Origin of the sequence: Paenibacillus sp. FSL W8-1187 (assembly GCF_037965485.1) — a bacterium.
In the GTDB taxonomy this organism is placed as follows: domain Bacteria; phylum Bacillota; class Bacilli; order Paenibacillales; family Paenibacillaceae; genus Paenibacillus_O; species Paenibacillus_O pasadenensis.
The window spans coordinates 5,222,469-5,248,659 of sequence record NZ_CP150181.1 but is presented as its reverse complement, the minus strand read 5'-3'; the positions used below and the strand labels follow the sequence as shown (position 1 = coordinate 5,248,659).

19 protein-coding genes are annotated in these 26,191 nt (G+C 66.8%); 9 read left to right on the top strand and 10 right to left on the bottom strand.

The window, feature by feature from the left end; all coding sequences use genetic code 11:
* Positions 1–49: 49 nt before the first annotated feature.
* The 4 genes from NYE40_RS22645 to NYE40_RS22630 form a co-directional block, all read right to left on the bottom strand.
* Entirely contained in the window at positions 50–1,873 is a 1,824-nt protein-coding gene (locus NYE40_RS22645) for an ABC transporter ATP-binding protein (RefSeq protein WP_052333230.1), read from the bottom strand.
* A gap of 69 nt (positions 1,874–1,942) precedes the next feature.
* Complete coding sequence (locus tag NYE40_RS22640; protein WP_028598906.1) at positions 1,943–4,129, bottom strand: YhgE/Pip domain-containing protein; 2,187 nt, start codon at positions 4,127–4,129, stop codon at positions 1,943–1,945.
* Positions 4,130–4,194: 65 nt separating this feature from the next.
* A complete protein-coding gene (locus NYE40_RS22635; protein ID WP_028598907.1) occupies positions 4,195–6,489 on the bottom strand; it encodes an ATP-binding protein in 2,295 nt (764 codons plus the stop codon).
* A gap of 65 nt (positions 6,490–6,554) precedes the next feature.
* Entirely contained in the window at positions 6,555–7,220 is a 666-nt protein-coding gene (locus tag NYE40_RS22630) for a TetR/AcrR family transcriptional regulator (RefSeq protein ID WP_052333231.1), read from the bottom strand.
* A gap of 191 nt (positions 7,221–7,411) precedes the next feature.
* Here NYE40_RS22630 and NYE40_RS22625 point away from each other — a divergent pair, with 191 nt between their 5' ends.
* Positions 7,412–9,670: an MMPL family transporter gene (locus tag NYE40_RS22625; protein WP_052333232.1), complete on the top strand. Its 2,259-nt coding sequence runs from the start codon at positions 7,412–7,414 to the stop codon at positions 9,668–9,670.
* A 657-nt stretch (positions 9,671–10,327) separates the two neighbouring features.
* On the opposite strand, the gene dgt is transcribed toward NYE40_RS22625, so the two are convergent.
* The 4 genes from dgt to rpiA form a co-directional block, all read right to left on the bottom strand.
* On the bottom strand, positions 10,328–11,638 hold the full coding sequence (dgt, locus tag NYE40_RS22620; RefSeq protein ID WP_028598908.1) for a dGTP triphosphohydrolase: 1,311 nt from the start codon (positions 11,636–11,638) through the stop codon (positions 10,328–10,330).
* 187 nt (positions 11,639–11,825) lie between these two features.
* Positions 11,826–12,779 carry an L-lactate dehydrogenase gene (locus NYE40_RS22615; protein ID WP_028598909.1) on the bottom strand — a complete coding sequence of 318 codons (954 nt, stop codon included), beginning with the start codon at positions 12,777–12,779 and terminating at the stop codon, positions 11,826–11,828.
* 371 nt (positions 12,780–13,150) lie between these two features.
* Positions 13,151–14,572 carry a glycosyltransferase gene (locus tag NYE40_RS22610; protein WP_052333233.1) on the bottom strand — a complete coding sequence of 474 codons (1,422 nt, stop codon included), beginning with the start codon at positions 14,570–14,572 and terminating at the stop codon, positions 13,151–13,153.
* 3 nt (positions 14,573–14,575) lie between these two features.
* Positions 14,576–15,262, bottom strand: a complete 687-nt coding sequence (gene rpiA / locus NYE40_RS22605) for a ribose 5-phosphate isomerase A (RefSeq protein ID WP_028598911.1) — start codon at positions 15,260–15,262, stop codon at positions 14,576–14,578.
* A gap of 272 nt (positions 15,263–15,534) precedes the next feature.
* On the opposite strand from rpiA, the gene cls reads away from it, so the two are divergent.
* The 4 genes from cls to NYE40_RS22585 all read left to right on the top strand — a co-directional run bounded on the left by cls (position 15,535) and on the right by NYE40_RS22585 (position 20,805).
* On the top strand, positions 15,535–16,980 hold the full coding sequence (gene cls, locus NYE40_RS22600; protein WP_028598912.1) for a cardiolipin synthase: 1,446 nt from the start codon (positions 15,535–15,537) through the stop codon (positions 16,978–16,980).
* Between the two features lie 48 nt (positions 16,981–17,028).
* Positions 17,029–18,114, top strand: a complete 1,086-nt coding sequence (locus NYE40_RS22595; RefSeq protein ID WP_043111313.1) for a cobalamin-dependent protein — start codon at positions 17,029–17,031, stop codon at positions 18,112–18,114.
* Positions 18,102–20,201, top strand: coding sequence for an ATP-binding protein (locus NYE40_RS22590; protein WP_052333234.1), 2,100 nt, complete (start codon positions 18,102–18,104; stop codon positions 20,199–20,201). Before NYE40_RS22595 ends, NYE40_RS22590 begins: the two co-directional genes overlap by 13 nt.
* Positions 20,202–20,268: 67 nt before the next feature.
* Complete coding sequence (locus NYE40_RS22585; RefSeq protein ID WP_127464410.1) at positions 20,269–20,805, top strand: general stress protein; 537 nt, start codon at positions 20,269–20,271, stop codon at positions 20,803–20,805.
* Positions 20,806–21,044: 239 nt separating this feature from the next.
* Here the strand turns inward: NYE40_RS22585 and NYE40_RS22580 are convergent, their stop codons facing one another.
* Positions 21,045–22,169, bottom strand: a complete 1,125-nt coding sequence (locus tag NYE40_RS22580; RefSeq protein ID WP_339278994.1) for a DUF4163 domain-containing protein — start codon at positions 22,167–22,169, stop codon at positions 21,045–21,047.
* A gap of 226 nt (positions 22,170–22,395) precedes the next feature.
* Between NYE40_RS22580 and NYE40_RS22575 the strand changes: the two genes are divergently transcribed.
* Both NYE40_RS22575 and NYE40_RS22570 read left to right on the top strand, forming a co-directional pair.
* On the top strand, positions 22,396–22,929 hold the full coding sequence (locus NYE40_RS22575; protein ID WP_339278993.1) for a type 1 glutamine amidotransferase domain-containing protein: 534 nt from the start codon (positions 22,396–22,398) through the stop codon (positions 22,927–22,929).
* A 168-nt stretch (positions 22,930–23,097) separates the two neighbouring features.
* Positions 23,098–23,595: a cytochrome c biogenesis protein CcdC gene (locus NYE40_RS22570; RefSeq protein ID WP_028598914.1), complete on the top strand. Its 498-nt coding sequence runs from the start codon at positions 23,098–23,100 to the stop codon at positions 23,593–23,595.
* A 128-nt stretch (positions 23,596–23,723) separates the two neighbouring features.
* Here NYE40_RS22570 and bioB read toward each other — a convergent pair whose 3' ends face one another.
* Positions 23,724–24,803 (bottom strand): biotin synthase BioB, encoded by a 1,080-nt coding sequence (gene bioB, locus NYE40_RS22565; protein WP_052333237.1) that lies wholly within the window; start codon positions 24,801–24,803, stop codon positions 23,724–23,726.
* Positions 24,804–24,983: 180 nt separating this feature from the next.
* Here bioB and NYE40_RS22560 point away from each other — a divergent pair, with 180 nt between their 5' ends.
* Together NYE40_RS22560 and NYE40_RS22555 are read left to right on the top strand one after the other, a co-directional pair.
* Positions 24,984–25,550: a MarR family transcriptional regulator gene (locus NYE40_RS22560; RefSeq protein ID WP_339278992.1), complete on the top strand. Its 567-nt coding sequence runs from the start codon at positions 24,984–24,986 to the stop codon at positions 25,548–25,550.
* Positions 25,528–26,064 carry a glutathione peroxidase gene (locus NYE40_RS22555; protein WP_339278991.1) on the top strand — a complete coding sequence of 179 codons (537 nt, stop codon included), beginning with the start codon at positions 25,528–25,530 and terminating at the stop codon, positions 26,062–26,064. Before NYE40_RS22560 ends, NYE40_RS22555 begins: the two co-directional genes overlap by 23 nt.
* The last annotated feature ends 127 nt before the right edge of the window (positions 26,065–26,191 follow it).

Here is a 26,191-nt window from a genome sequence, read left to right as displayed (position 1 = left end):
GCGAGGAGGCAAGGAACGCCTTGCTTACTATGCGGCTCGCGGTCCCGTTTCATACGGCTTGGCCGTCTGCCGAAGCTTGGGGGAATTGGCGCTCGTACAAGCTCCGGTAGCGGCCGGCGGGAGAGGCCATCAGCTCGTCATGCGCGCCGCTCTCGACGATGCGTCCCGCCTCCAGCACGACGATGCGGCTCGCGCTGCGGACCGTCGACAGCCGGTGCGCGATGACGAGGCAGGTGCGGTCCTTCAGCAGAGCGCCGAGCGCCTCCTGGATGAGCGCTTCGGATTCGGTGTCGAGCGAGGCGGTCGCCTCGTCGAGCACGACGAGCCGCGGGTCCGCGAGCAGCGTCCGGGCGATCGCGAGCCGCTGCTTCTGGCCGCCGGAGAGGCGCACGCCGCGCTCGCCGATCTCGGTGTCGTAGCCCAGCGGCAGCGCCTCGATGAAGCCATGGGCGAAGGCGGCCTCGGCGGCGGCGACCATCTCGCGCTCCCCGGCGTCCGGCCGGCCGTACAGCAGGTTGTCGCGCACGGTTCCGCTGCGCAGCATCGTCTCCTGCGTGACGATGCCGATCTGGCGGCGCAGCGAGGCCTGCGCCACGTCCCGCACGTCCTGGCCGTCGACAGCGATGCGGCCGTCCCATACGTCGTAGTAGCGCAGCAGCAGATGGGCGATCGTGGACTTGCCCGCGCCGGACGAGCCGACGAGCGCGGTCGTCCGTCCCGGCTCGAGGCGCAGGCTGAAGCCGTCCAGCAGCGGCGCGTCCGTCCCCGGCTCTCCATAGCCGAAGCGGATCCGCTCGAAGCGGACCTCGCCTTCGCCGAGCCGAAGCTCGCGGGCGCCGGGACGGTCGCAGACGTCCGGCTCGGCGCTCATCGTCTCGACGATCCGGTCGTACGCGGCCGCGGACTGCTGGACCGTGCTCATGAGGCGGCTGAAGCGGCGGACCGGATTTTGCAGCAGCCTCAGGTAGGCCAGGAAGGCGACGACCTCGCCGGCCGTCATGTCGCCGCGCATCGCCTGCCACGAGCCGAAGGCGAGCACGAACGCCATGCCGGCGTACTGGAGCAGGTCGATCGCCGGTCCGAACAGGGCCGAGAAGCGGGTGGCGGCCAGATTGGCCTCCTGATTGGCCCGGCCGAGCTCGGCGAAGCGCTCGTTCTCGCGCTCCTCGGCGGCGAACGCCTTGACGAGGCGGACCTGCGAGAGGCTGTCCTGGAGCTGTCCGCTCATGTCGGCGACCGTGTCCTGCACGCGGCGGTAGCTGCGGCGCAGCCGGCCGCCGTACACGCGCGCCGCCAGCAGCATGAGGGGGAACAAGGCGAGCAGCGCCGCGGTCAGCCGCATGTTCTGATGAAGCATGAACGCCGCGATGGCGGCGAACGTGACGGCGTCGGTCAGGATGCCCATCGTGCCGGCGCTGACCATCTGCTGCAGCTGGTTCACGTCGCTCGTCAGCCGCGACATGAGCTCCCCGGTCCGCCGCCGGTCGAAGAAGGCCATGTCGAGGCTCTGGAGATGGCGGAACAGCGACGTGCGGATGTCCAGCACGGTCCGCTGACCGGCCTTGGCGAACGCGTAGCTGCTGACATAGCCGAAAGCGCCGAGCAGCGCCGCCGTCGCCATGATGCCGCCGGCGAGCGGCAGCAGCATGGCGTAGTCCCGCTCGGGAATGATATGGTCGATGGCATGCTGCGTCAGCCGCGGGATGACGAACTGCAGCGCGGCGATGCAGCCGGTGGCCGCCCAGGCGCCCAGCAGCAGCGGCCACTGGCCCTTGATGGACAGGAACAGCCGGCGGAACATCGGCCAGAGGGGCGCTTTGGCCGCCGCTTCGGCTCGCGGACGCTTCGGCGCGGATGGGGTGGCTTGGCTCATGCGGCCTCCTGTCTGCGCAGCAGCCGCCTTCGCGCCTCTGAGAGGGGCGGGGCGGCTGCCGGCGCGGCTTTAGTGGATGATGCGGCTCTCTCGCGCCTTGGCGGCGAGACGGGCCGCGATGCCGTTCAGGCGGCGCTTCAGCAGCAGGCCCGCCGCCAGCGCGGCGAGGCCGAACGCGAGCAGCAGCAGCGCGTCGCGAAGCGCCGCCTCCGGCAGGATGCCTCCGACCGCTTCCCGCAGCAGGCGGGAGGCATAGGTGAACGGCAGGAACGGATAGACGGCCTGGAAGACCGGATGGGTGAGCTGGATCGGGAACGTCCCGCCGGAAGCGGCCAGCTGCAGGACGAGCAGCACGATGGCCGCCGCCTTGCCGACGTTGCCGAGCAGCGAGACGAGCGTGTAGACGATCGTCATGAAGACGAGGCTGATGCCGAGCGAGCCGAGCACGAACAGCAGCGGAGAGGCGGCGTCGACGCCGAGCAGCAGCAGGTCGCCGAGCGCGGCCAGCAGCGTCTGCAGCAGTCCGACCGCCGCGAACGTGAGCAGCCGGCCGACATAGGCCGAGCGCGCCCCGGGAGCGGGCTCGCCCGGCTCCAGGTGCACGTCCGTGCTCAGCATCGAGACGAGCAGGAGGGCGCCGACCCAGATCGAGAGCACGGTGAAAAAGGGCGTCATCGCCGCGCCGTACGTCGCGATCGGGTAGAGCCGCTCCGTCTTGATCTCGACCGGCTTGGCCAGAAAGGCGGCCTTGCGCGCATAGTCGCTGCGAAGCAGCCGGATGGCGTCCTCCAGGCTGCCCTGCTCGCGCAGCTCCCGCAGCTTGGCGGCGAGCCGGGCGATGCCGCGCTCGGCCGCAGGCAGCTCGGCCGACAGCTCGCCGAGCTTGCTCTTGCCGAAGGCGACGCCGCGCTCCGCCTCGGCCAGCAGCGCCTCGGCCTTGGGCAGCTCCGCGGAGGCGAGGGCGAGCGCGGCAGATGCTTCGCGCACGGCCGTCTCGGCTCGCTGCGAGGCCGCCTCGATGCGCGGCAGGAGCTCGCTGTCGAAGCGCTCCAGCAGCCGCGCCGGCGTCTGCCCGGCGAGCTCGGCCGCCTTGGCGGCGCGCTCCGCCAGCCCGGCCTCTGGAGCCGCGCCGGCCGCCAGCGCTCCCGCCGCGCCGAGCAGCGGCTCCGCCGTGCCGGCCAGCCTCTCGGCCAGCGCGCCGGCCTCGCGTCCCGCCGCGGCGAGCGGCCCGGAGCCTCCGCCGCTCTCCAGCCGCGGCAGCAGCGCGGCGAGCGCCTCCGCGGCGGCCCGGCCGGCCTCCGCCTGCTCCGCCGCCGCCCGCAGCCGCGCGGCCGCCTCGGCCGTGCGGCCCTGCGGCTCGGCCGCCGCGCGCAGCGCTGCGGCGGCGTCCGCGAGCGGAGCGGCGCTCTGGCCGGCCAGCAGCAGGCTCTGCCGCACGGCCGGCGCGAGCGCGCGCCGCAGCTCGGCGCTGCGCTGCAAGTAGCGCTCGGCTCCCGCCGCGGCGGGCCCGCCTTTCGCGGCGAGCCCGCGCAGCAGCGGCAGCGCCTTTTGCGCCGCCGCCGCGACTTCCGCGGCGCGGTCCAGGTCCTTGCCGGCCCGGACCGTCGCCTGCCGGATCTGCGGCATCTCGCGCTCCAGCCGGTAGACGAGCTGCTCCGTCCTTTCCAAGGCCGGGCGGTCCCGCGCCAGCTCGCCGCCGATCCGGTCGAGCAGCCGGAACAGCACCTCGCTCACCGTCCCGGTGAACTGCTCGTTGAACTGCTGCAGCATGCCGCTCGCGCCGGAAGCGGTGATCTTGGGGGCGATGGCGTTGAGCTTGTCGTTGACCCGATAGAGGATCTCCGCCCGCAGCGGCTCGGCGTCCAGCACCGTCGAGAGCTTCTCCGAGAAGTCCTCCGGAATCGTCAGGCTGGCGTAATACGTCCCGTCCCGCACGCCGGCCAGCGCCGCATCGGCGGAGACGAAGCTCCAGCCGATGGCGCGGTTGCCGCGGAGCGCCTCGACGATCTCCCGGCCCGCTTCGAGCCGGTCGGGAGCGCCGGCCGTGGCGGCCGGCTTCAGCTCCTGGCCCCGGTCGAGGTCGACGACGGCGAGCGGCAGCCGGCCGGTGCGGCCGTACGGATCCCAGGAGGCCAGGATGTTGAACCAGGCGTACAGAGACGGCAGCAGCGCCAGCCCGGCGATGATGACGCAGGCGGTCCAGCTGCGGCCGATGCGTCTCCAGTCGTCCGTCGTGATGCGCCAGGCTTCCTTCATGGGCGGATCGCCTCCCGAAATGATCTCGGGGTTAGCATGCCAGATCCCGGCTGGAAACATGTAGCCTAGGCGGACGTCGGACGGGGAAGCCCCGCGCTCGTCTCCAGCGCGGGCAGCGATACGGCGACTTCCGTGCCCTCGCCGATCTTGCTCCGCACGACAAGCGAGCCGCCGTGGTTGTTCACGATCCGCTGGCTGACCATGAGGCCGAGGCCGTTGCCCTTCGCCTTGCTCGTGTAGAAAGGCTCGCCGAGCCGCGCGAGCTGCTCTTCGGAGATGCCGACGCCTTCGTCGCGGATCGTGACCACGGCCTGCCCAGGCAGCGGGCAGCGGAGCGTCACGCTCAGCCGGCCGCCGCGCTCCGGCATCGCCTCGATGCCGTTCTTCATCAGATTGAGGAATACCTGCTTGAGCTGGTTCGGCTCGCCGGCGACGACCGGATCGCCGCCGAGCTCCATCCGCACGCGCACGTCGTTCAGCAGCGCCTCCGGCTCGATCAGGGCGGCCATATCCTCGAGGATCGCCTTGAGCCGGCAGTCCTGGAAGCGGTCGGCCTGGGGCTTGGCGAGCACGAGGAACTCGCTCACGATGAAATTGATGCGGTCGAGCTCCGCCAGCATGATCGTATGGTAATACGGCGCGAGCGTCTTGCCCTCGAGCTGCATCTGCACGAAGCCGCGCAGCGTCGTCAGCGGATTGCGGATCTCATGCGCCACGCCGGCGGCGAGCTGTCCGACGATCGACAGCTTCTCGGCGCGCCTCAGCAGCTCCTCGGTCTGCTTGCGGCTCGTCATGTCGCGGGTGATGCACGATACGGCGATGATTTCGCCGTGCTGGTCGCGCACCGGCGAGGCCGTCGTGCTGACATCGATGCGGCGGCCGTCGCGCGTCTGCATCCACGTCTCCGCGTCGACCCAGGGCACGCCGAGCAGCACGCTTTCGATCATGCGCTCGAGATTGCAGCGCTGCTCTTCCGGCAGCACGGCCATGCCGCCGGGAGCCTTGAGCTCCGCCTCCGTCCAGCCGAACATCGCTTCATAGGCCCGGTTGGCGCTGATGAGTCCGCCCCTCAGATCGTAGCTGTGGATGGCGTCCCTCGTATGAGTGACGAGCGATTCGAGATATTCCTTCGTCCGGCGCAGCTCCTCCGCGGAATCCTTGAGCCGGTTCGTATAGGAGTCGAGGCTCGTCGCCATGACGTTGACGCTGGAGGCGAGCTCGCCGATCTCGTCGTTTGAGCGGACCGTGACGGGCTGGCTGAAATTTCCGGCGGCGAGCTGATTGACGCGGCGCACGACAAGCTTGAGGCTGCGCACGGCGACGCCGGCGAGCGCATAGCTGACGATGACGGTCATGACGACGAGCATGAGGGAGATGGCGAAAAGCAGCAGCAGCTGCTGGCGCAGGTCGCGGCTGAATACCGATTTGTCGATCGTGACGATGAGCGCGTAGTCCCGGATGTTGTCGACCGAGTACGGAATATATCCGCGCAGCGCCGGCATGTCCCCGATCGTCGTGTCGACGGTGATCGGCTCGCCGGAGCGCACGGCCTGACGGATGTGGCCGTAGTCCTCCGGAGCGGCCAGCCGGTAGCTGCCGAACTCCAGCGCGCTTGAAAAATCCAGCCGGCCGTCGTCGTCGCCCGCGCCGCCGGAGCCGGGCGGGGGAATGAGGCTGTAGTTGAAGCCGCTCAGCTCCACCAGCCCGGGGATGCGGACAAAGGAGCTGCCGAGCTGAAGCTCTCCGGGCTGCTTGCCGCTGCGGATGGCCGCCGAGCTTTCCAGGGTGAGGCGGATCAGGTAATCCATCGTGCCGTCGTAATAATAGCTGGTCATGACGGTCCTGCCTTCGTCGAGCACGGTCGCGCCGCTCGCCCAGAAGTCCTGCAGGCTGGTGCCTCCGGGCAGCGTGACGTAGCGGCTGCGGTAAAGCTGCCGCAGCGCGTCGTAAGGCGGCGCGACGGCGGACAGCGTCGTTCCCGCCTCGCCGGGGCGGGTGCTTTTCACGATCTGCATTTCCCCGTCCACGGGAAGGATGAGCGCGATATTGTCGAGGCCGAGCTTGCTGCGCGACTCCTCCAGCCGGGCGGACTCGGCGGCGCCGGCTTTGTCTCCGATCAAGGCGCGGACGGCGATCGAGGCGACGCGCAGCCGCTCCGACTGCCCGAGCTCCAGGTGGTAGTTTTCCTTGAGGACGGGCGTCAGCGAGCCTCGGATCTGGTCTCCGGCGGAGAGCAGCTGGCGCTCGGCCGCATGGCGGCTCTGGTTGCCGGTATACAGGTAGAAGACGAGGAGATTGAGAGCCAGCATGATCGTCACGACGGCAAAAATCAATGCGGACAGCTTGAGCTTGATGGACATGCCGGTATCCCTCTCTTCGACTGGAGCCTGGGGGGTCGGTCCGTACATGGCGCCGTCCCTCGCCGCTAGCCGACGCCGGTCCAGAACATGTCCATGATCGGTCCGGCCAGCTCGGACGGAGAAGCGTACATGTTCTTGGCGGCCTGGCGGTTGCCGATCATGAGCAGGGCGGTATAGGAGTGGGCCATGAGCATCGGATTTCCTTTTCGGATCTCTCCGCCCTCGATCGCCCGTTCAAAATGGATGGCAAGCAGGTCGTGCAGCTCCTGCTCGGCTTCCCGGATCGCCGTCCGCTGTCCTTCGTCGAGGTAGTGGGACGCCTCGCGCATGAGCGCTTCGAACTCGATGTGCTGAATCCGCGACAGCCTCCGTTCGGCAACCTCCAGCAGGCGCTGGCGCAGGCTCTTGCCCTCCTGCTCCAGCACGCGCAGCGTCCCGGCGAGAGCGAGCTGCAGCATGCGGATGACGGCAGCCGTGAACAGCGCCGGCTTGCCCTCGAAGTGGTAGTAGACGGAAGCCTTGGTCACGCCGCAGCGCTCGGCGATGCCGCTCAGCGAGACCGCTTCGTAGCCTTCCTCCATGAACAGGACGGAAGCCGTCTTCAGAATCTCGTCCCGCACCGGCATGCGGTCCTCCCGGCGGGGACGCCCGGGGGAGCGGCGCTGCGGCTCGCGGGACTCGGCGCCGGGACGGACGGCTCCGTCAGGCGCGGAATCATGGGGATGGGACATGGGCTCGTCCTCCTTTTCCTTGTCGTCTGTTGAATATTAACCATTGGGTATATATAATGATCTCAATCGGACCGGTCGCTTCTTTTACCCGTGAAATGGGGAGAAGAGGAAGAGCTGTCTTGGAGATTACATTTTACCATGAATGCGGCTGGAATGGATGAAGGGCAAGCCGGGCGAGGGAGAGATGGAACATGGCAAGACCAAGATCATGGATCGCTTGGACGACGAGCCGCCGGGGGCGCCGGATCACGCTGGCGGCGTGGGCGGCGGCCGCCGCGCTGCTGATGCTGCTGCTGCCGGGAGTGCGGTCGCAGGCGGACAGCAACGCGCCGAACTTCAGCGCGGACAAGCCCTCGGTGCAGGCCGAGAAGCTGCTCGCCGAGCAGTTCCAAAACGAGGAAGGCACGCCGGCGCTCGTCGTCTGGCATCGGGCGGGAGGGCTGTCGCCGGACGATCTGAAGGCGATCTCGGCGATCTCGGCCGACGTGGCCGCCTCGCCGCTGCCGGGACAGCGCTCGGCGCTGCCTCTGCATGAGCTGCCGCCGCCGGCGCTGGCCGCGCAGCTGTCGGAGGACGGCAGCACGCTCGTCTGGCCGGTGGTGTTCCAGCCGGACGCGCCGACGGAAGAAATCAAGCAAGGCGCGGAGCAGTTGAAGGAGCGAACGGAGAACATTTCCGGATCGCCGGCGTTCGAGGCGGACACCGCGGACGGGGCGGCGCTGAGCGCCCGCCTGACCGGGCCGGCGGGCATCTCCGTCGATGCGACCGAGCTGTTCGGCAGCGCGGACGTGTCGCTCATGATCGCCACCGTCGTGCTCGTGCTCGTGTTCCTGCTCGCGATCTACCGCTCGCCGGTGCTGGCGCTGATCCCGCTCGTGGCGGTCGGCTTCGCCTACGCCGTCACCGATCCGCTGCTCGGGTACATGGCGTCCCAAGGCTGGATCGACGTCGACTCGCAGGCGGTGGCGATCATGACGGTGCTGCTGTTCGGGGCCGGCACGGACTACTGCCTGTTCCTCGTCAGCCGCTACCGCGAGCTGCTGGCCGAGGAGCGCAGCCCGTCGGCTGCGCTGCGGGCCGCGCTCGGAAGCTCCGGCGGCGCGATCGCGATGAGCGGCCTGACGGTCGTCATCGCGCTGCTGACGCTGCTGCTCGCGCAGTACGGCGTCGTCAAGCGCTTCGCCGTGCCGTTCAGCCTGTCGATCCTCGTCATGGCGCTGTCGAGCCTGACGCTGCTGCCGGCGCTGCTCTCGATTTTCGGCCGAGGCTCGTTCTGGCCGTTCGTGCCGCGCACGCCGGAGATGGCGGAGGAGCGGGCGCGCCGCAAAGGCAAGCCCGCTCCGAAACGGACCGGGCGCAAGGGTCCGGGCTTCACCGGCCGCCTCGTCGTGCGCCGTCCATGGACGGTCACGCTCGTCTCGGTCGCGCTGCTCGGGGTGCTCGCCCTGTTCAGCACGCAGGTGAAGTTCACGTTCGACATCCTGTCCTCGTTCCCCGAGGAGATGGAGTCGCGGCAGGGCTTCGCCCTGATCGGCGACAACTTCTCGGAAGGCACGCTTGCTCCCGTGACCGTGATGGCGCAAGGGGAAGCGGGAGCGATTCCGCCGGTCGCCGAGAAGCTGCAGGCGCTCGGCTCGGTCGCCAAGGTCGGCGAGCCGGCGGAGGCCGCCTCGCAGCCGGGCCTGCGCGCCTGGAAGGTCGAGCTGGCGATGAATCCGTACTCGCAGGAGGCGATGGACGCGCTGCCGGCGATCCGCGAGGCGGCGGAGCAGGCGATCGGCGGCGCAGACGCGGCGGACCGCGTCTGGCTGGCCGGCCAGACCGCCGTCCAGTATGATACGCGCGAGGCCGAGGCGGTCGACCAGCAGGTCATCATCCCTCTCGTCATCGTCCTCATCGCCGCGCTGCTGCTCGTCTACCTGCGCTCGGTGACGGCGATGGTCTACCTGATCGGGACGGTCATCCTGTCCTACTTCGCCGCGCTCGGGCTCGGCTGGCTCGTGCTGCACGAGCTCATGGGCGTCGATGCGATCCAGGGAGCGATCCCGCTGTACGCCTTCGTGTTCCTCGTCGCGCTCGGCGAGGACTACAACATCTTCATGGTATCGAGCATCTGGAAGAAGCGCCGGAAGATGCCGCTGAAGCAGGCGATCGCCGAAGGCGTGAGCGAGACCGGCCCGGTCATCACCTCGGCCGGCCTCATCCTGGCGGGCACGTTCGCCGTGCTGGCGACGCTGCCGATCCAGGTGCTGCTGCAGTTCGGCCTCATCACCGCGCTCGGCGTGCTGCTCGACACGTTCGTCGTGCGGCCGTACCTCGTGCCGGCGCTCACCGCGCTGCTCGGCCGCCGCGCTTTCTGGCCCGGCGAGCTGTCGCGCTTGCCGGAGGACGAAGTTCCGGCCGCCGCAGGCGCTGCGGCCGCAGCGGCAGCCGCCGCGAAGCGGGGCTGACTCGCCGATGTAGCGCGGCGGGTGGCCCGTTGCTGTAGCGCGGGTAACCGGCCGCTGAAGTGCAGGTGACTCGTCGCTGAAGCGCGGGTAACCGGCCGCTGAAGTGCAGATGACTCGTCGCGAAGCGCGAGTGTCCCGTCGCTGTAGAGCGGCTGAACGGCCGCTGAAGTGGGCCGACCGGCCAGCAGGCCGTGCTTTTCGCCTCCAACCCCCCTAGGGAATTTTCTGAGCGGGGGTTTTGTTAATCCGCAGGCTGCCGTCCTTGTACGAGTCCGACTCTAGTTATGGACAGCCAGGGCTGGAACGTTCTATAGACGCATGTGGTTTAAAGCGTGTGAATTCGAGAAGGAGATGCGCGGAAAAACCGAGCAACTCGGCACGAACAGGCGGTCCAACGGGGGAGATGCGCGGAAAAACCGAGTACCTCGGCACGAACAGGCGGTCCAGCGGGGGAGATGCGCGGAAAAACCGAGTACCTGTTAGGGAACGTGTGCAGGCAGCAGCGCTCGGACGTATCCGATTAGCTAAACCAGCCGGCGCTCGCGCTGCTCTTCGCAGGAGAAGCGCGTGCAGAGAGGTACAGCCGCCGAGAAGGGCGGCGAAACAGAAAAAATAGCCGAAAAATCGGCTATCTCTCCAGCCGCATCGGCCGCATCTTCAGTCCATCTCATAAATCGACCCCGACTTGCTGGCGAACAGCTCGGCGTACACCTTCTCGGCGTAGGCGTCGGTCATGCCGGCGATGTAGTCGGCGACGAAGCGCGGCCAGCTCCACTTGGCGCTGTGGCGCTCGTAATTCTGCAGCCAGTCGGTAGGGATGATGAGCCGGCCGGTCTCCGGCCGGATGAAGCTGTCCCACAGCCGCTGGATCATGATCTCGCTGCGCATCTGCAGCCGTTGGACGCGGAAGTCCTTGATGAGCGTCACCCAGGCGAGCTTTTTCAGAATCTCCATCGTCCGCAGCAGCTCGTAGTCGCATGCCCCGTCGCGCACGAACGTGACGCGCTTCCAGCCGCCCTCGTCGATGATGCCGATCCGCCCGGCGAACGTGCTCACCCAGCGCGCCTTGATCTCGCGGCGGGTCCGCGACGACTCGCGGCCGCAGGCGAGATAGATCTCTTCCCACTGGCCGATGAACGCGTCCAGCACGCGGCGCACCATCGCGGGGATGTCCACTTCCTCCCAGTGGAAGTCCTGATTGCCCTCGTCGTCGACGATTTCCTGGACGAGATGCGTCTGCAGGAACTCGCTTTCGAAAAAGCTGCGGTTCATGTCGATCTTGCCCGCACGGATGCCATCCTCGATGTCATGCGTCGAGTAGGCGATGTCGTCGCACAGGTCCATCAGCTGCGTCTCGAGCGTGCGCGCGCCCTCCGGCATTTGCCAGCGCTCGCGCAGCTCGCGGATGACCTCCCACTCGGGAGCGTAGGCGCCCTTGATGCGGCCGGGCTCGTCGAGGTTGTACGGATACTTGTTGACGGCCAGCAGCACGGCGGCGGTCAGGTCGAGCCCGCTGCCGCTGCCGGCGCGCTTTTCGAGGAACATGAGGATGCGGAAGTTCTGGGCGTTGCCCTCGTACTTCATGCCGTACTGTTCCTGCAGCAGCCGGTTCAGCACCTCTTCGCCCCGATGGCCGAAAGGCGGGTGGCCGAGGTCATGCGCGAGCGCCGCGCATTCCACGACGGCCGGACTGACGACCAGGCCCGGATGCTCGCCCTGCTCGACGAACGGATAGTGCTTGGCCAGCCGGCGCGCCGCCTCGCGGGCGATCTGCGACACCTCGAGGGAATGCGTCAGCCGCGTCCGGTAGTAGTCGCCCGATCCGGCGCCGAACACCTGCGATTTGCCTTGCAGCCGGCGGAATGCCGGCGATTGGATGAGCCGCGCGTAGTCGCGCTCGTATTCTTCCCGTTCCTCGCTGAAGGTGCCAAGGGCCGGTTCGTCCAGTCTCATATGCCGAATATCCATCTGCTGCCGCGTCCCCCTTGGCCGTGCCGAGTATTTTGCAAATTGTAGCATGAAGCGCGGGCGCTCCGGTAGAGCAAGCTGTCCCGCAGGACAGCCGCCATGGGAGCCCTGCCGTGCGGCGCAGCCAGCTCGCCATGCTGAAGAAGCCCTGCCGTGCGGCGTGGCCGGCCCGCCTGTGCCGCACTCCTTACAGCGCCGGCAGCCTCGCCATCGTCTGGCGCACGATCGCGCAGGAGCGCTCGAACAGCTGCCGCTCCGCCTCGTTCAGCCGCAGCTCCAGCACCTCCTGGATGCCGCCGCGCGAAAGGATGGCCGGCACGCCGATGCCGATGTCCCGCTGCCCGTACTCCCCGTCGAGAATGGCCGACACGGCCATGATCCGATGGTCGTTGTTCAGGATCGAGCGGGCGATCGCGGTCAGCGCGGCGGCGATGCCGTAGTGGGTGGAGCCTTTGCCGAGCAGGATCTCCCAGCCCGCATTGCGCGTGCGCAGCGCGATCTCGTCGAGGCTCAAGTCCCGGAACCGCTCGGGGTGCTGGGCCAGGATGTCCGCGAGCGGCTTGCCGCCGACCGTCACATGCGACCAGACGGGGAACTGGGACTCCCCGTGCTCGCCCATGACGTAGCCGTGCACGCTGCGCGGATCGACCGGCAGATGCTCGGACAGCAGCGTCTTCAGCCGGGCGGTGTCGATCGAGGTGCCGCTGCCGACGACGCGCTCGCGCGGCAGGCCCGACAGCTTCCAGACGACGTAGGTGACGATGTCGACCGGATTGGCCGCCACGAGGAAGATGCCGTCGAAGCCGGTTCCCATGATGCGCTCGATCATGCCCTGATACAGCCCGTAGGAGGAGTCGAGCAGATCGAGCCGCGTGCGGCCGTCGCCCGGATTCTCTCCCGCGCAGAGGAGGATGAGGTCCATGTCGCCGCATTCGTCCAGCGATCCGGCCCGCACCTTCGTGCGCGAGTGGCTGAAGTCCACGCAGTGGGAAAGGTCCAGCGCCTGGGCTTGCGTCCGCTGCTCGCTCCGGCCGACGAGCAGGATCTCGTCGCATACCGACTGGTTGAGCATCGCGTAGGCGCAGCTCGCCCCGACCTGACCGGCTCCGATGATGGCGGCCTTGCGCAGTTTTCCCGTCATGTCCATCCGCTCCTTCGCTCGGCTTCGGAGCCTCGCCCCGATTCGCCGGTATGGAACAAAATATGCCCGATCGCCCGTCCAGTGTCAAATAAATGTTAGCATAGATCACATAATCATCGAAAGGCCCGTACATAGCCGCGCCCGTGCGGCCGACCGGCCGCCGTCATCCAGCGAGGCGCCGCGCGCTGGGAGCTGCGCGAGGCGGATACGAGCCGGAGTCAAAAAGGCATCCTCCGCGTCCAGTCACGCAGAAGATGCCTTTTTTGGAACGGACTCGTGCCTCGCGCGCAAGCAGCCGCGCCTCTCGCAACGACTCTCGGATCCAGCCGCGGCCCGCGGAGCCGCGCCTCCGGCTCGCATCGGCCCTCCGCTTACCCCCGGCGCTCCGCCGCGTCGCGGATGAGCCGGTGCAGCAGCGGCAGCGGATCGGCCGGAGCGGCCGCCGCCATGCGGGCGTCCAGCTCCGGGCCGCTGTCCGCAAGAGCGCGCAGCTCCTGCATCAGCGTGACGGTGGACAGCTTCTCCTCCGGCAGCACCCGAGCCAGACCGGCCGCCTCGAACGAGGCGGCGTTGCGGATCTGGTCGCCGCGGCTCTGCGCCAGCGTCAGCGGCACGAGCAGCATCGGCTTGCGCAGCGCGAGCAGCTCGAAGATCGCGTTGGCTCCGGCCCGCGAGAGCACGGCGTCCGCCAGCGCCAGCACGTCGGGCAGCTCCTCGGACAGGTACTCGAACGAACGGTAGCCGTCCGTGGCCTCCATCAGCTCGGAGCCGCCGCCGTCCGCTTCCTCGGAGCCGCCCGTCCCGGCCGGCCTCGATGCCTCTGCGCCTGTCGCGGAGCGTCCGTCCGCCGGAGCCGCCGGCCCCAAATCTCCGCCTGCGGCGGGGGCGATCGGCGCGCCGCCGATGCGGACGATCGGCCCGCTCGGCTGGAGGGCCGGATCCCGCGGAGCGGCTCCCGCCGCCGCTTGAGCCGGCGCCTGCCCTTTGCCGCGCAGATGCACGACCTGCCAGCGCGGCAGCAGCTCCGGGAGCGCCTCGTAGATCGCCTCGTTGAGGCGGCGCGAGCCGAGGCTGCCGCCCATGACGAGCAGCACGGGGCGGCTGCGGTCGAAGCCGCACAGCCGCCGGCCGCGCTCGGCGTCGCCGCTGTACAGCTCCGGACGCACGAGCGGGCCGGCCTGCACGACCTTGGCGCTTTTGATGTAGGCGGCCGTTTCCGGGAATGTCGTGCAGACGGCCGTCGCGCACGGAATCGCGATCCGGTTGGCGAGGCCCGGCGTCACGTCGGACTCGTGGATGATCGCCGGCACGCGGTTCAGCTTGGCGGCCAGCACGACCGGCACGCTGACGAAGCCGCCCTTGGAAAAGACGACATCCGGCTTCAGCTTCCGGATAAGCGAGGCCGCCTGCACCAGCCCCTTGCCGACGCGCAGCGCGTCGGTGACGTTTTTGCGGTCCCAGTAGCGCCGCAGCTTGCCGGTCGAGACGGAGTGGTACGTCACGCCGTCGATCGGCTCGATCAGGGAGCGCTCGATGCCGTCCCGCGAGCCGATGTAGTGCACGCTCCAGCCGTCCGCGAGGAGGCCGGGGATGAGCGCCAGATTGACGCTCACATGGCCCGTCGTGCCGCCGCCGGTGAGCACGATGCGCTTGCGCTTGCCGCGGCTCGGCAGCGCCGTTCCGCCCCGATGGCCGGCTTCATCGCGCTCGGCATCCGCGCCCCGGAGCTCCATGTCGGCGCGCTCCGCCTCCGCGACTGGCGCGCCCGCCGCTTCCTTTCGGTTGTGCTCCATGCGCTAGCCCCGTTCCCAGGCTTCGCGCCGCAGGACGCGCACGCCCTCCGGTCCGGCGATGTAGGCGGCATCGGCCATGCCGACGAACAAGCCGGTCTCCAGCACGCCGAGCAGCCCCTTGAGCTCGCGGTCGAGCGCGCCGGGATCCTCGATCAGGCCGAAGTCGCAGTCGAGCACGTAGTTGCCGTTGTCGGTGACGACCGGCTGGCCGTCCCGCTCGCGGCGCACGGCGCGGCAGCCGGCGGCCTCGACGCGGCGCGCGGTCGAGCGCCAGCCGTACGCGGCGATCTCGACCGGCACGGTGAACGCGCCGAGCTTGCCGACCGCCTTGGACTCATCGGCGACGATGACGAGCCGCTTGGACACGGCCGCCACCATCTTCTCGCGGAAATGCGCCGCGCCGCCGCCCTTGATGAGCGCCAGCTCCGGCGTCACCTCGTCCGCGCCGTCGATCGTGACGTCGAGCGGCTCGAGCTCCGACAGCTCCGCAAGCGGAATGCCGAGCTCGAGCGCCAGCTTCTCGGTCGCGTCCGAGGTCGGCACGCCCGTGAAGCGCAAGCCTTCCTCCTTCATGCGCCGTCCCAGCTCCAGAATCGTATAGTAGACGGTCGATCCCGTTCCGAGTCCGACCTTCATGCCGCTCGCGACCGCTTCGGCCGCCTGGATGCCCGCCGCCTGCTTGAAATTCATCGTTTCGTTTCCTCCCGATTCGTTGGTCTGTCCGCACGGGTCAAGCTCTTCGCGCGTCACCTGTCTCTTTCGCACATTAGACGGTTCCGAAAGCCTTGTCAAATGCGAACAAGCCCTTTTGCCGCCGCCCGCGCGAACTTTTTCTGCGGCGGCCGGCCCGCGGCCCCTGCTATCCGGCCGGCCAAGTCTGGTATACTGGAAGATGCCGGCTTCTCCCGCCTTCCGCGGGCTGCGGAGCCGCCACTTGAATCTCCAGACAGGCGGGTGCCGAGTTGATCTACTTCCAGCAGGCCTATTCCCTTTTTTATGTGCTCAATATCGTTCTGGCCATCGCGGTCATCTTCCTCGAGAGGCGCAACATCGCCTCGACCTGGGCATGGCTGATGGTCCTTTATTTCCTGCCCGGCATCGGCTTCGTGCTCTATCTGCTGCTCGGGCAAAACCTCAGCCGCCGCAAGATCTACAAGTTCAAGCTGAGCCAGCTCAAAAATGCCCGCCAGCGGCTGAAGACGCAGCAGCGCATCGTCGAGAAAGGATTGTATTCCTTCAACGACCCGCTCATGACCTATTACCAGGATATGGTCTACATGAACCTGGTATCGAGCGACGCGCTGTTCACGCAGGACAACGAGGTCGAGGTGTTCACCGACGGCGAGCGCAAGTTCGACTCTCTGCTGCGCGACATCGAGGAAGCGACGCATCATATCCATCTGATGTATTACATCATCCGGGCGGACAAGCTCGGCAAGCGCGTGCTGCACACGCTTTGCCGCAAGGCGGAGGAGGGCGTCGAGGTGAGGCTCATCTACGACGACATCGGCAGCATCCGGCTGAATAAGAAATACTTGCGCATGCTGCTCCGGGCCGGCGGCCAGGTAGGCGCCTTCTTCCCGTCGAAGATCTTCTTCATCAATCCCCGGCTCAACTACCGCAACCATCGCAAGATCGTCGTCATCGACGGCAAGATCGGCTATGTGGGCGGATTCAACATCGGCGACGAGTACGTCGGCAAGGTGAAGCGCTTCGGCTTCTGGCGCGATACGCATCTGCGCATCCAGGGCGGGGCGGTGGCGCAGCTGCAGGGCCGGTTCCTGCTCGACTGGAGCCTCGCCTCGACGCAGCCCTTCCTGACCGACAGCCGCTACTATCCGGCGCCGGAGGCGGGCGGCAGCGTCGGCATGCAGATCATCTCCAGCGGCCCGGACTCCGAGTGGCAGCATATCAAGAACGGCTACATCAAGATGATCAACTCGGCCAAGATGTCGGTGATGCTGCAGACGCCGTACTTCGTGCCGGACGACAGCCTGCTCAGCGCGCTCAAGATGGCCGCTCTGTCCGGCGTCGACGTCAAGGTGATGCTGCCGAGCAAGCCCGACCATTTCTTCGTCTACTGGGCGTCGCACTCGTACTTCGGCGAGCTGCTCTCGGCGGGCGTGAAGTGCTATCTGTACGAAAACGGCTTCCTGCACGCCAAGACGCTCGTCGTGGACGGCAACATCGCCTCCGTCGGCACGGCGAACATCGACATCCGCAGCTTCAAGCTGAACTTCGAGGTCAACGCGTTCATCTACGACTCCGCGACGGCCATGCGGCTGCAGCGGATTTTCCAGGACGACCTGCTCCATTGCCGGGAGCTGTCGCTGGAGGATTACGATTCCCGCTCGCTCTGGAACAAGTTCAAGGAATCGGTCAGCCGGCTGCTGTCGCCGATCCTCTGACGCGAGGTATGGTATAATAGAGTCTTATCCACAGAAAGGATGGTTCCCATGTCCCTGGACGTTACCGCCGTCGGCAAGGCCATCCTGGATCAAGAAGACCGCCTTGCCGAGCGGATCACCCGCCTGCAATACGAGCGTCAGCCCGAGCTGCAGCAGAAATTCGGCGAGATCGGCTGGATCAAGACGAAGCAGGATACATCCTATACGCTCAAGTACCTCGCCGAGAGCATCCACCTCGAAAGCCCGCTGCTGTTCTCCAGCTACATGACCTGGCTGAGGGTGCTGCTGCAGCAGTACCAGGTCTGCACCGAGGACCTGTACGTCAACATCCTCTGCTTCCAGGAAGTGCTGCGGCAGGAGCTGGACGAGGAGACGTACCGCTATGCCACCCCTCATCTCGAGGCGGCGCTGCGCCAGCTCGGCTCGGATGCCGAGCAGCAAGGCTCCTATCTTGAGGAGAGCGGCATGGCCGCGGAAGCGACCGCCTATACCGAGCTGCTGCTGGAAGGCCGCCGGGCCGAAGCGAGCCGGCTCGTCATGGATCTCGTCGATGGCGGCGTGCCGCTGCAGACGATCTATCTGGACATTTTCCAGCAATCGCAGTACGAGATCGGCCGGCTCTGGCAGACGGGCCGCATCACGGTCGCCCAGGAGCATTACTGCAGCGCGGCTACGCAGCTCGTCATGTCGCAGCTGTTTCCTTACCTGTTCAACCAATCCCGCAAGGGACTGAAGCTCGTCTCGGCCTGCGTCGGGGGCGAGCTGCATGAGATCGGCCTGCGCATGGTGACGGACATCTTCGAGCTGAACGGCTGGGATACGTACTATGTCGGGGCCAACGTGCCGGCGCGCTCGCTCATCGAGCTGCTCAAGGACTACAAGGCCGACGTGCTCGCGATCTCCTGCACGATGACCTATCACGTCAGCCTCGCCCGCGAGCTGATCGCCGCCGTCCGGCAGGATCCGGACATCGGCGGCATCGTCGTCCTGGTCGGGGGCTATCCGTTCAATACCGACCGGGAGCTCTGGCGCGCGATCGGCGCGGACGGATATGGCCGCGACGCCGAGCAGTCCGTGCGTGTGGCGACGGAGCTGACCGGCCGAAAGGGGCGATCAGGCGCATGCCAGGCATGAATGCGGCTCCGCCGCAAGACCATCGGGTTGTCTCCCTGCTGTGCAAGCGCACGGGAGAGATCGCGCAGATCATCCGGGACGATTTCGGGCTTGCCCCTCATCTGGACGGGGGAGGCAGCGTCTTTTCCTTGATGGACGAGCAGAACCGGCTCAAGTTCCAGGATTTCCTGCTCCGGCTGGAGCGGGACAAGGCCGTCTACAACTGGGAGCTCAACCTGACGCTCGGAGGGCGCACGGAGCTGTTCTACTTCAACGGCGGCGTCGTGGACGACCGGCTGCTCGTCGTCGGCGCGACCTATCATCCGGGCTACTCTTATTTCTACGACGAGCTGACCAAGATCAACAACCAGCAGATGGTGACGCTGCGCGAGACGATCAAGAAGCTCTCGGGCCAGGTCGTCGAAAAGATGGAGCAGGAGCTGCGCGCCTTCGACGAGTTCTCGGCGCTCAACAACGAGCTCGTCTCGGTGCAGCGCCAGCTCGCCAAGACGAACATCGAGCTGAAGCTCGCCAAGGAAAGCGCCGAGCAGGCGAACCGCTCCAAAAGCGTGTTCCTCGCGACGATGAGCCACGAGATCCGTTCTCCGATGAACGGCATCATCGCGATGAGCGAGCTGCTGGCGCAGACCGAGCTGAGCGGACAGCAGCGGGAGTCGGTGTCGATCATCCTGGACTCCGGGCAGCTGCTGCTGACGATTCTGAACGACATCCTCGACCTGTCCAAGATCGAGGCGGGCGAAATGAGGCTCGATCGCGCCGAGTTCGACCTGCGGGCGGCGGTCCAGCATACGCTGGGGCTGCTGCAGTCCCGGGCGAAGCTGCAGCGGACGGCGCTGCGGACCTACATCGATCCGCGCATCCATCCGGAGGTGCTCGGCGACGGGGGACGGTTCCGCCAGATCCTGCTCAACCTCGTCGGCAACGCGGTCAAGTTCACGCAGGACGGCGAGGTGGAGACGCGCCTGTTCCTGCTGTCGCGCAGCGGCGGCCGGCAGCGGCTGCGGCTCGAGGTGCGGGATACCGGCATCGGCATTTCCGAGGAGCATGCCGGCAAGCTGTTCACGCCTTTTTTCCAGGTCGACCATTCCCTCACCCAGCGCTTCAGCAGCACGGGCCTCGGGCTCTCGATCACCAAGCATCTCGTGGAGCTGATGGGCGGGCAGATCGCCGTGGAAAGCAAGCTCGGCGAAGGCTCGGTGTTCGGCATCGAGCTGGAGCTGGAGCAGGCCGCCTCCCCTGCGGAGCCGGCGAACGGAGGGCGCTCCGCGGCGCGCAGCCGGCTGAAGGCCAAGGACAGCCGCTCCGTCATCCTGCTGGCCGAGGACAATCCGGTCAACCAGCATGTCGCTACGCTTCAGCTGCGCAACCTCGGCTTCGAGACCGTCGTCGTGGCGTCCAATGGCGAGGAGGCGATGGAGCTGTGGCGCCAGCATGAGCCGAGCCTCATCCTGATGGACAACCAGATGCCGCTCATGAGCGGCTTGGAGGCCGCGGCTGCCATCCGCGAGGAGGAGCGGCGCCAAGACATGCCGCGCGTGCCGATCGTCGCCTTGACGGCCGGCGCGCTTGCCTCCGAGCGCAGCAAGGCGTTCGAGGCCGGCATGGACGCCTTCCTGACGAAGCCGGTCACGCTCGACAAGCTGGCCGCCGCGCTGCTGGAATGGCTGCCCGATGCCCAAGGGCAGCAGGAGCTGCGGCAGCCGGGAGCGGACGAGGCCGAGGGGGCGGAAGCGGCGGAGCTGATCCACGTTGCGACGCTCGAGGACATCGCTCCGCGGCCCTGGAGCGCGGACGACCGCTCGATGCTGGAGCATCTGCTTGCGCTGTACGAGCAGGATACGCCGGCCAAGCTGCAGCAGCTTCGCGAGGCCGCCGCGCTGGACGAGCACGACCTCATGGAGCGGCTGGCGCACAACGTCAAGTCGGCCTCGCTCAGCATCGGTTTTGCCGGCGTGGCGAAGCTCGCCCTGGAGCTGGAGCAGAAGGCGAAGTATGGAGCCGGCGGCTACGAGCCGGAGCTTGCGCTGCTGGAGCTGCGCTACGGCGAGTCTTGCGCGGCTTGCCGGGGGCTTTTGGAAGAAGCATAGAAATGGATTGCGGCGCCTCCGATCGGGGTAAGTCTCTACCAAGAGACCCGACAAGGAGGCGTTTTTCATGGCGATTCGATATGTAGGGGTGTATGAGCGGGATGCGCAGGCCGAGCAAGCGCTCGGCGAGCTGCAGCGCGCGGGGTTCAGCCGGGACGAGCTGTCGGTGCTGACGCGAGACAGGGAGCGGTATGACGGCGTGCTGGACGAATCCGGAACGATGGCGCCCGAAGGCATCGCCGCAGGCGTGACGACCGGCGGCCTCGCCGGCGGCACGGTCGGCTTGCTGGCCGGCCTCGGGGCGCTGGCCATCCCGGGCATCGGCCCGATCATCGCGGCCGGTCCGATCGTCGCCGCTCTTGGAGGCGCGGCTGTCGGCGCGAGCACGCTCGGCATCGTCGGCGGGCTCGTCGGCATGGGCTTCGCGGAGAGCGAGGCCAAGCGCTACGAGAAAGAGGTGCAGGACGGACGCATCCTTGTCTTCGTCGAAGCGGCTCCGGAGGATGCGCGCGATGCGATCGGCATCCTGGGCGCTGCCGGCGCGCTGCGCACCGAGCGCGTCGACGACGAGCCGCGCGCCGGCGGCGATGTGACGCTGCTCTGATCGCCGGAGCGGAGGCGGCAGCGATCGCACGAAGCTGAACAGGGCTGTCCGAAGATCTCCATCCTGAGATCTTTGGACAGCCCTTTTTGCGAGCAGGATCGGGTAGGAAGACGAGATTACATGGCTTGCAGCCTCTCCGAGCCGGACGCTGCAGAAGGATTGCGTTCGCGCTCGAGCAGCTGCCGGACGCTGCCTCGACCTTCTCGCCTACGGCCGCCGCACAGAGCCGTCAGTCAGCTCTACGCCTTCGGCGCTTCCAGGTTGACGACATCCCCGCTGTAGGACACCGTCGCCTTGAGCAGCTCGGTGAACAGCGCGAGCGGCACGGTCAGCCGGCCTTTGCCGTCTACGACAGGGGCCGCCCCGAGCCGGACCGGAGCCGACTTGTCGACGCTGTAGCTGTCGAGTCCTTTGGATACGGCGGTCCACGTGTCGCCCTTGCTCAGCTCAAGCGTGCTCGTCGCGGCGGTCCACTTCGTCTTGTAGCCGAGCGCTTCGGCGACCTGGCGCGCCGGAATCATCGCGACGCCGTCCTTGCTTTGCGTCACGCCGATGCCTTCGAGAGGCTGGCCCTGCACCTGAACGGCGAGCACGGGCTCGGGCGAGCCGGCTTCCGGCAGCGCGATCGGGAATTCCGGAGCTCCGGTCGCATACGGCGCGATCTCATAGGGCTGGAACACGACGCGCGCCTTGCCGCCCGAGATGTAGAACGGCTGCTCCTCCTTCACGCCCGCGAATCCGTCCTCGAAGTACAGCTCGGGATGGGCCGCGATCTGGCGCTTGATCTCCTTGTCGACATGCTCGGCGTAGTCCTCTCCGTAAAGCGTCGCCAGCGTCATGTACGAAGCCTCGGCGCCGTTCGCGACGTTGTACGTATCGATGCGGCTGATGCCATGGGCGCCTCCGCTATAGATGTAGGTATTCAGCTTCAGGGAGAGGAAGCCCCCGTCCACGAGCGACTCGCTGCGGGCGGCGGAGAACTGCAGCTTGATCTCATGCTTATGGAATGGATAAGATTCCTTCTGCGACGAAGCCCGATCCTCCTCCGCCTGCCTGGCCACCGCCTCGAGGTCTTTCAGCGCGGCGCTTTCGAGGATGCCGTTCAGCTGCTGCTGGAACTTGGCGTCCTTCAAGCCGCTCACGACCGGGATGTACAGGGAGGCCTCGTAGGCTTTCGTGCTGCGGACGATCTTCTTGACGGAAACGGCCGGGTGGACGGCTGTCTCGGCCGGCGCCGGCGTCGCGGCTGCGGCCGCGGCAGACGGGGCGTGGGAGCCGAGCGCCGCGCCTCCGAACAGGGCCGTTCCGGCCAGAGCGAGCATCAGCCTCCGGGCATGCTTTCCTTTTTGCGTACGAACGTTCATGATGCATTCCTCCTCCAACCGTGGTTGCCTTTTCTTTTCTTCTCTTCTTTTATCCTAGACTGCTTCGGCCGCCATAAGGTTACAGAAGGGTAACGTTTTGTCGAACGCCGTCAGCGAGGATCGGTCGAGGCGCCGCTTGCGCCGCGCGGCGTTCGGTTCAGATGGGGCGCGGAAGGGTAAAGTAAGGCTGTATCTTAGGAACCTTCAGGCAAAGGAGAGAATCATCATGGCAAAGGTAGCTTTTTTGCTCGGACCCCAGTTCGAGGACAGCGAGATGCAGGCCCCTTATGAGGCGATCCGGGCGGAAGGTCACGAGACGGTAATCATCGGCCTCAAGGCCGGAGAGAAGCTTGAGGGCAAGCAGGGCAAGGCCAGCTATACGACGGAGCTCGGCATCGCCGACGCGAAGCCGGAGCCGTTCGACGCGGCGGTCATTCCCGGGGGCTCCTCTCCGGAAGCGCTCCGCAACGACCCGTCGATCCAGTCGTTCGTACAGCGGCTCGACGAGGAGAAGAAGACGATCGCGGCGATCTGCCACGGACCGCAGATTCTCATCAGCGCCGGTCTGGCGAAAGGGCGGACGCTTACCTGCTATCCGCCGCTGCGGGACGATCTGGCGAATGCCGGCGCCCACTATGTCGATCAGGAGGTCGTCGTGGAAGGCAATTTCGTCAGCTCCCGCACGCCGGAGGACGAGCCGGCCTTCATCCGCGAGACGCTCAAAAGCATCGGCTCCCGCGTCAAGCAGTCGTCGCGCTGAGCATGCGCATTCCCGCCGCCGGACAAGCCGCTTCCTGCTGCTGTCCGGCGGTTTTTCGCGTTCATTTGCATGGAGGAGGCATTTTGGGTACGATGGAGAAAGCTGTAGAGGCGCGGCCGAAAAGCAAGGCTGGCGCGCCTATTTTCCAAAGGGAGTGCCGATGCCCGTATGAACCTGTCGATCCAGATCTCGCCGCTGTGGTCCTTGCTTATCCCGTTGCTCGGAGGGCTGGCGGTCATCATGGTGCGCGTCCGTTCCACCCGCAAGCCGACGACCTTGCGCAAGATCCTCATTCCGCCCCTCGGCATGGCGACCGGTTTTTTGATGTTCGTCGTGCCCGAGACGCATATACCGCTCCTCTGGGCGCTTTGCGCTTTCGCCGTCGGCGCTCTGCTGTTCTCCATCCCGCTTATCCTGACGTCCAAGATGGAGTTTGTCGGCGAAGATGTCTACTTGCGCCGCTCCAAGGCGTTTTTCTTTCTGATCCTTATTCTGCTGGCGATCCGTCTGGTGCTTCACGACGTCGTCGAGCAGTACGTTTCGGTGCTGCAGACCGCCTCGCTGTTCTTCCTGCTGGCGTTCGGCATGCTCGTGCCTTGGCGGCTCGCGATGGCGTACAAGTTCCGCCAGCTCCACCGGGATCGTGCCGGCGCTTCGCTGTCCTGACTGCGGCGGCGTCTGCTCCTGCAAAGGACGAGGCGGGCCCTGTCCGGTTCCTTCCGAGCCGATCGCCTGGGACTTGCCCGGGCAGGCCGGGCCGTGCTTTTCTGGATTTCAGAAAAGCACGGCTTTTTTCATCGGCGGACAGCGCCGCTCGGGACAGCCGGCAGCGGTTTGCCCTGGGCGATCCATGCGGCTTCGACATCCGGGGCGATGCGTTCGGGCTCGAAGCCGAGATCCTCGAGCATGTCGAGATCGCGGCTCCACTCCTGACCGGCCGTCGTCAAGTAGTCGCCGAGGAAGATCGAGTTGGCGGCGTATAGCGCCAGCGGCTGCAGCGAGCGGAGCGTCAGCTCGCGTCCTCCGGCGACGCGGATCTCCTTGTCCGGACAGACGAAGCGCAGCAGCGCCAGCAGGCGCAGCGCATCTGCGGGAGAGACGCGCTCGCTGCCGCCCATCGGCGTCCCTTCGACCGGATGGAGGAAGTTGACCGGAATCGAGTCCGCCCCAAGCTCTCGCAAGGCGAATGCCATCTCGATCCGATCGTCGATCGTCTCGCCGAGGCCGGCGATGATCCCGGAGCAGGGAGAGAGGCCCGCTTCCCGGACTCGGTCCAACGTCTGCAGTCGGTCTTCATAGCTGTGCGTCGATACGACCTGGCCATGATGCGCGGCGCTCGTATTGAGGTTATGGTTGTAGCGCTGCACGCCCGCCTCGCGCAGCTCTGCGGCCTGCTCGGCCGTCAGCTGGCCGAGGCAGGCGCAGATCTTGAGCGGCAGCTCCGCCTGGATGGCCCGGACCGCCTCGGCTACCCGCGCCGTCTCCCGTCGGCTTGGGCCGCGGCCGGAGGCGACGATGCAAAACGTGCCGACGCCTTGGGCATACGCTTTGCGGGCGGCTTCCAGCATCGCCTCGGGGCGGAGCAGCGCATAGCTGGCGATGTCGGCGCTTGAGACGATCGACTGGGAGCAGTACCCGCAGTCCTCTGGACAAAGCCCGCTTTTTGCGTTCAGGATGCGGTTCAGCTTGACCTTCCGGCCGAAATGATGGCTGCGAACGCGGAAAGCGGCCTGGAGCAGCGGCAGCAGCTCCAGGCGGTCGGCTTCCAGGACAAGGCGCGCCTCCTCGCGCGAGGGCGGACTCCCGGCAAGCGCTTTGTCGGCGAGCTTTTCCCAGAGGGACGGGCCATCGGCAGCGGAAACGGGATGCGGCATGTGGGGGAACCTCCTCTTTTGGTTAACCATATTGATTTATAATGTGGTTTACTAATAGGAGCTATTGTAGCAGTATCTTCCATAACCTGTAAAGGCGTCGATTGACTTTAGGAGGCTTGAATGCTAAGCTGAAGTCAACGTGTTAGATTGTATGCAATGTATAGAGGGGGAGTCCATCCCATGACACCTTCACGTCCGCCGCGCCCGAGCGCCGATCAGCCAGGCGCGGCGGGCCGGGCCCCGAGCCCTTCCTCGGAAGGGCTTGGAACCGGCACAGCAGCAGGAGCGCTCCCGCTGGATCTCCAGCTCTGTTTCGCCCTTTACGCCTGCTCCAAAGAAGTGACGAGGCTGTATCGTCCGCTCCTGCAGGAGCTGGGCATCACGTACACCCAATATGTGACGCTGCTGGCGCTGTGGGAGCAGGACGGGCTGCCGGTCAAAGGCCTGGGCAGCCGGCTTTATCTGGACTCGGGGACGCTCACGCCGCTGCTCAAGAAGCTGGAGGCGGCCGGGCTCGTGAATCGGATTCGGGACGGAGCGGACGAGAGGGTGCTGCGGGTGTACTTGACGGAGCAGGGACGGGCGCTGCAGATGCAGGCCGCGAACATCCCTCAGGAGCTGTGCCGCGTGCCCGGCATCGATCTGCAGGAGCTGGAGGAGCTGAGGGTTCGGCTGCAATCGCTCCATGGACGGATTCATCATCAGGTTGAGGAGGAGAGTTCAGATGGCTATCATCACGAACCATAAGCTTGAAACGCTCGGAGGAGAACCGGCGCAGCTGGCCGACTACGAAGGCAAGGTGCTGCTCGTCGTCAACACGGCCAGCAAATGCGGGCTGACGCCGCAATACGAGGGGCTGCAGGCGCTGTACGAGAAGTACAAGGATCAAGGGTTGGTCGTCCTCGGCTTTCCAAGCAATCAGTTCGGCGCTCAGGAGCCGGGCTCCTCGGATGAGATCGAGGGCTTCTGCAAGGTGAACTACGGCGTCAGCTTTCCGCTGTTCGCCAAGACGGATGTCAACGGCGCGAACGCCCATCCGTTGTTCCGGCAGCTGACGGCGGCAGCTCCGTTCCAAGGCTTCGACGACTCCGACAAAGGCCGCCGCTTCGCCAGCATGTTCAGCCCAGAGCAGCTGGAGAGCGACGACGTGAAGTGGAACTTCACCAAGTTTCTGATCGGTCGCGACGGCTCGATCGTCGGCCGCTTCGAGCCGAGCGTGCAGCCGCTGGATATCGCCCCGGCTATCGAGGAGCTGCTTTAGGCGGACGAGCCGACGCTTTGCTTTCGAGGCTCCGCTCTGCGAATCGAGCCGCGGATGCCGGCACCGATCCGCGGGCCGACTGGACCTTCGGGCGCGCTCAAGAGCAATCCGGACGTCCGGACGGATG

What these genes read in the sequence shown, in the direction of transcription:
- NYE40_RS22645 (WP_052333230.1), bottom strand. Translation starts at nt 1,873, where the DNA reads ATGAGCCAAGCCACCCCATCCGCGCCGAAGCGTCCGCGAGCCGAAGCG.
- NYE40_RS22630 (WP_052333231.1), bottom strand. Translation starts at nt 7,220, where the DNA reads ATGTCCCATCCCCATGATTCCGCGCCTGACGGAGCCGTCCGTCCCGGC.
- NYE40_RS22575 (WP_339278993.1), top strand. Translation starts at nt 22,396, where the DNA reads ATGGCAAAGGTAGCTTTTTTGCTCGGACCCCAGTTCGAGGACAGCGAG.
- NYE40_RS22635 (WP_028598907.1), bottom strand. Translation starts at nt 6,489, where the DNA reads ATGTCCATCAAGCTCAAGCTGTCCGCATTGATTTTTGCCGTCGTGACG.
- NYE40_RS22640 (WP_028598906.1), bottom strand. Translation starts at nt 4,129, where the DNA reads ATGAAGGAAGCCTGGCGCATCACGACGGACGACTGGAGACGCATCGGC.
- rpiA (WP_028598911.1), bottom strand. Translation starts at nt 15,262, where the DNA reads ATGAATTTCAAGCAGGCGGCGGGCATCCAGGCGGCCGAAGCGGTCGCG.
- NYE40_RS22555 (WP_339278991.1), top strand. Translation starts at nt 25,528, where the DNA reads ATGGCTATCATCACGAACCATAAGCTTGAAACGCTCGGAGGAGAACCG.
- NYE40_RS22610 (WP_052333233.1), bottom strand. Translation starts at nt 14,572, where the DNA reads ATGGAGCACAACCGAAAGGAAGCGGCGGGCGCGCCAGTCGCGGAGGCG.
- NYE40_RS22590 (WP_052333234.1), top strand. Translation starts at nt 18,102, where the DNA reads ATGCCAGGCATGAATGCGGCTCCGCCGCAAGACCATCGGGTTGTCTCC.
- NYE40_RS22560 (WP_339278992.1), top strand. Translation starts at nt 24,984, where the DNA reads ATGACACCTTCACGTCCGCCGCGCCCGAGCGCCGATCAGCCAGGCGCG.
- NYE40_RS22595 (WP_043111313.1), top strand. Translation starts at nt 17,029, where the DNA reads ATGTCCCTGGACGTTACCGCCGTCGGCAAGGCCATCCTGGATCAAGAA.
- NYE40_RS22570 (WP_028598914.1), top strand. Translation starts at nt 23,098, where the DNA reads ATGAACCTGTCGATCCAGATCTCGCCGCTGTGGTCCTTGCTTATCCCG.
- NYE40_RS22580 (WP_339278994.1), bottom strand. Translation starts at nt 22,169, where the DNA reads ATGAACGTTCGTACGCAAAAAGGAAAGCATGCCCGGAGGCTGATGCTC.
- dgt (WP_028598908.1), bottom strand. Translation starts at nt 11,638, where the DNA reads ATGGATATTCGGCATATGAGACTGGACGAACCGGCCCTTGGCACCTTC.
- NYE40_RS22625 (WP_052333232.1), top strand. Translation starts at nt 7,412, where the DNA reads ATGGCAAGACCAAGATCATGGATCGCTTGGACGACGAGCCGCCGGGGG.
- bioB (WP_052333237.1), bottom strand. Translation starts at nt 24,803, where the DNA reads ATGCCGCATCCCGTTTCCGCTGCCGATGGCCCGTCCCTCTGGGAAAAG.
- NYE40_RS22615 (WP_028598909.1), bottom strand. Translation starts at nt 12,779, where the DNA reads ATGACGGGAAAACTGCGCAAGGCCGCCATCATCGGAGCCGGTCAGGTC.
- NYE40_RS22585 (WP_127464410.1), top strand. Translation starts at nt 20,269, where the DNA reads ATGGCGATTCGATATGTAGGGGTGTATGAGCGGGATGCGCAGGCCGAG.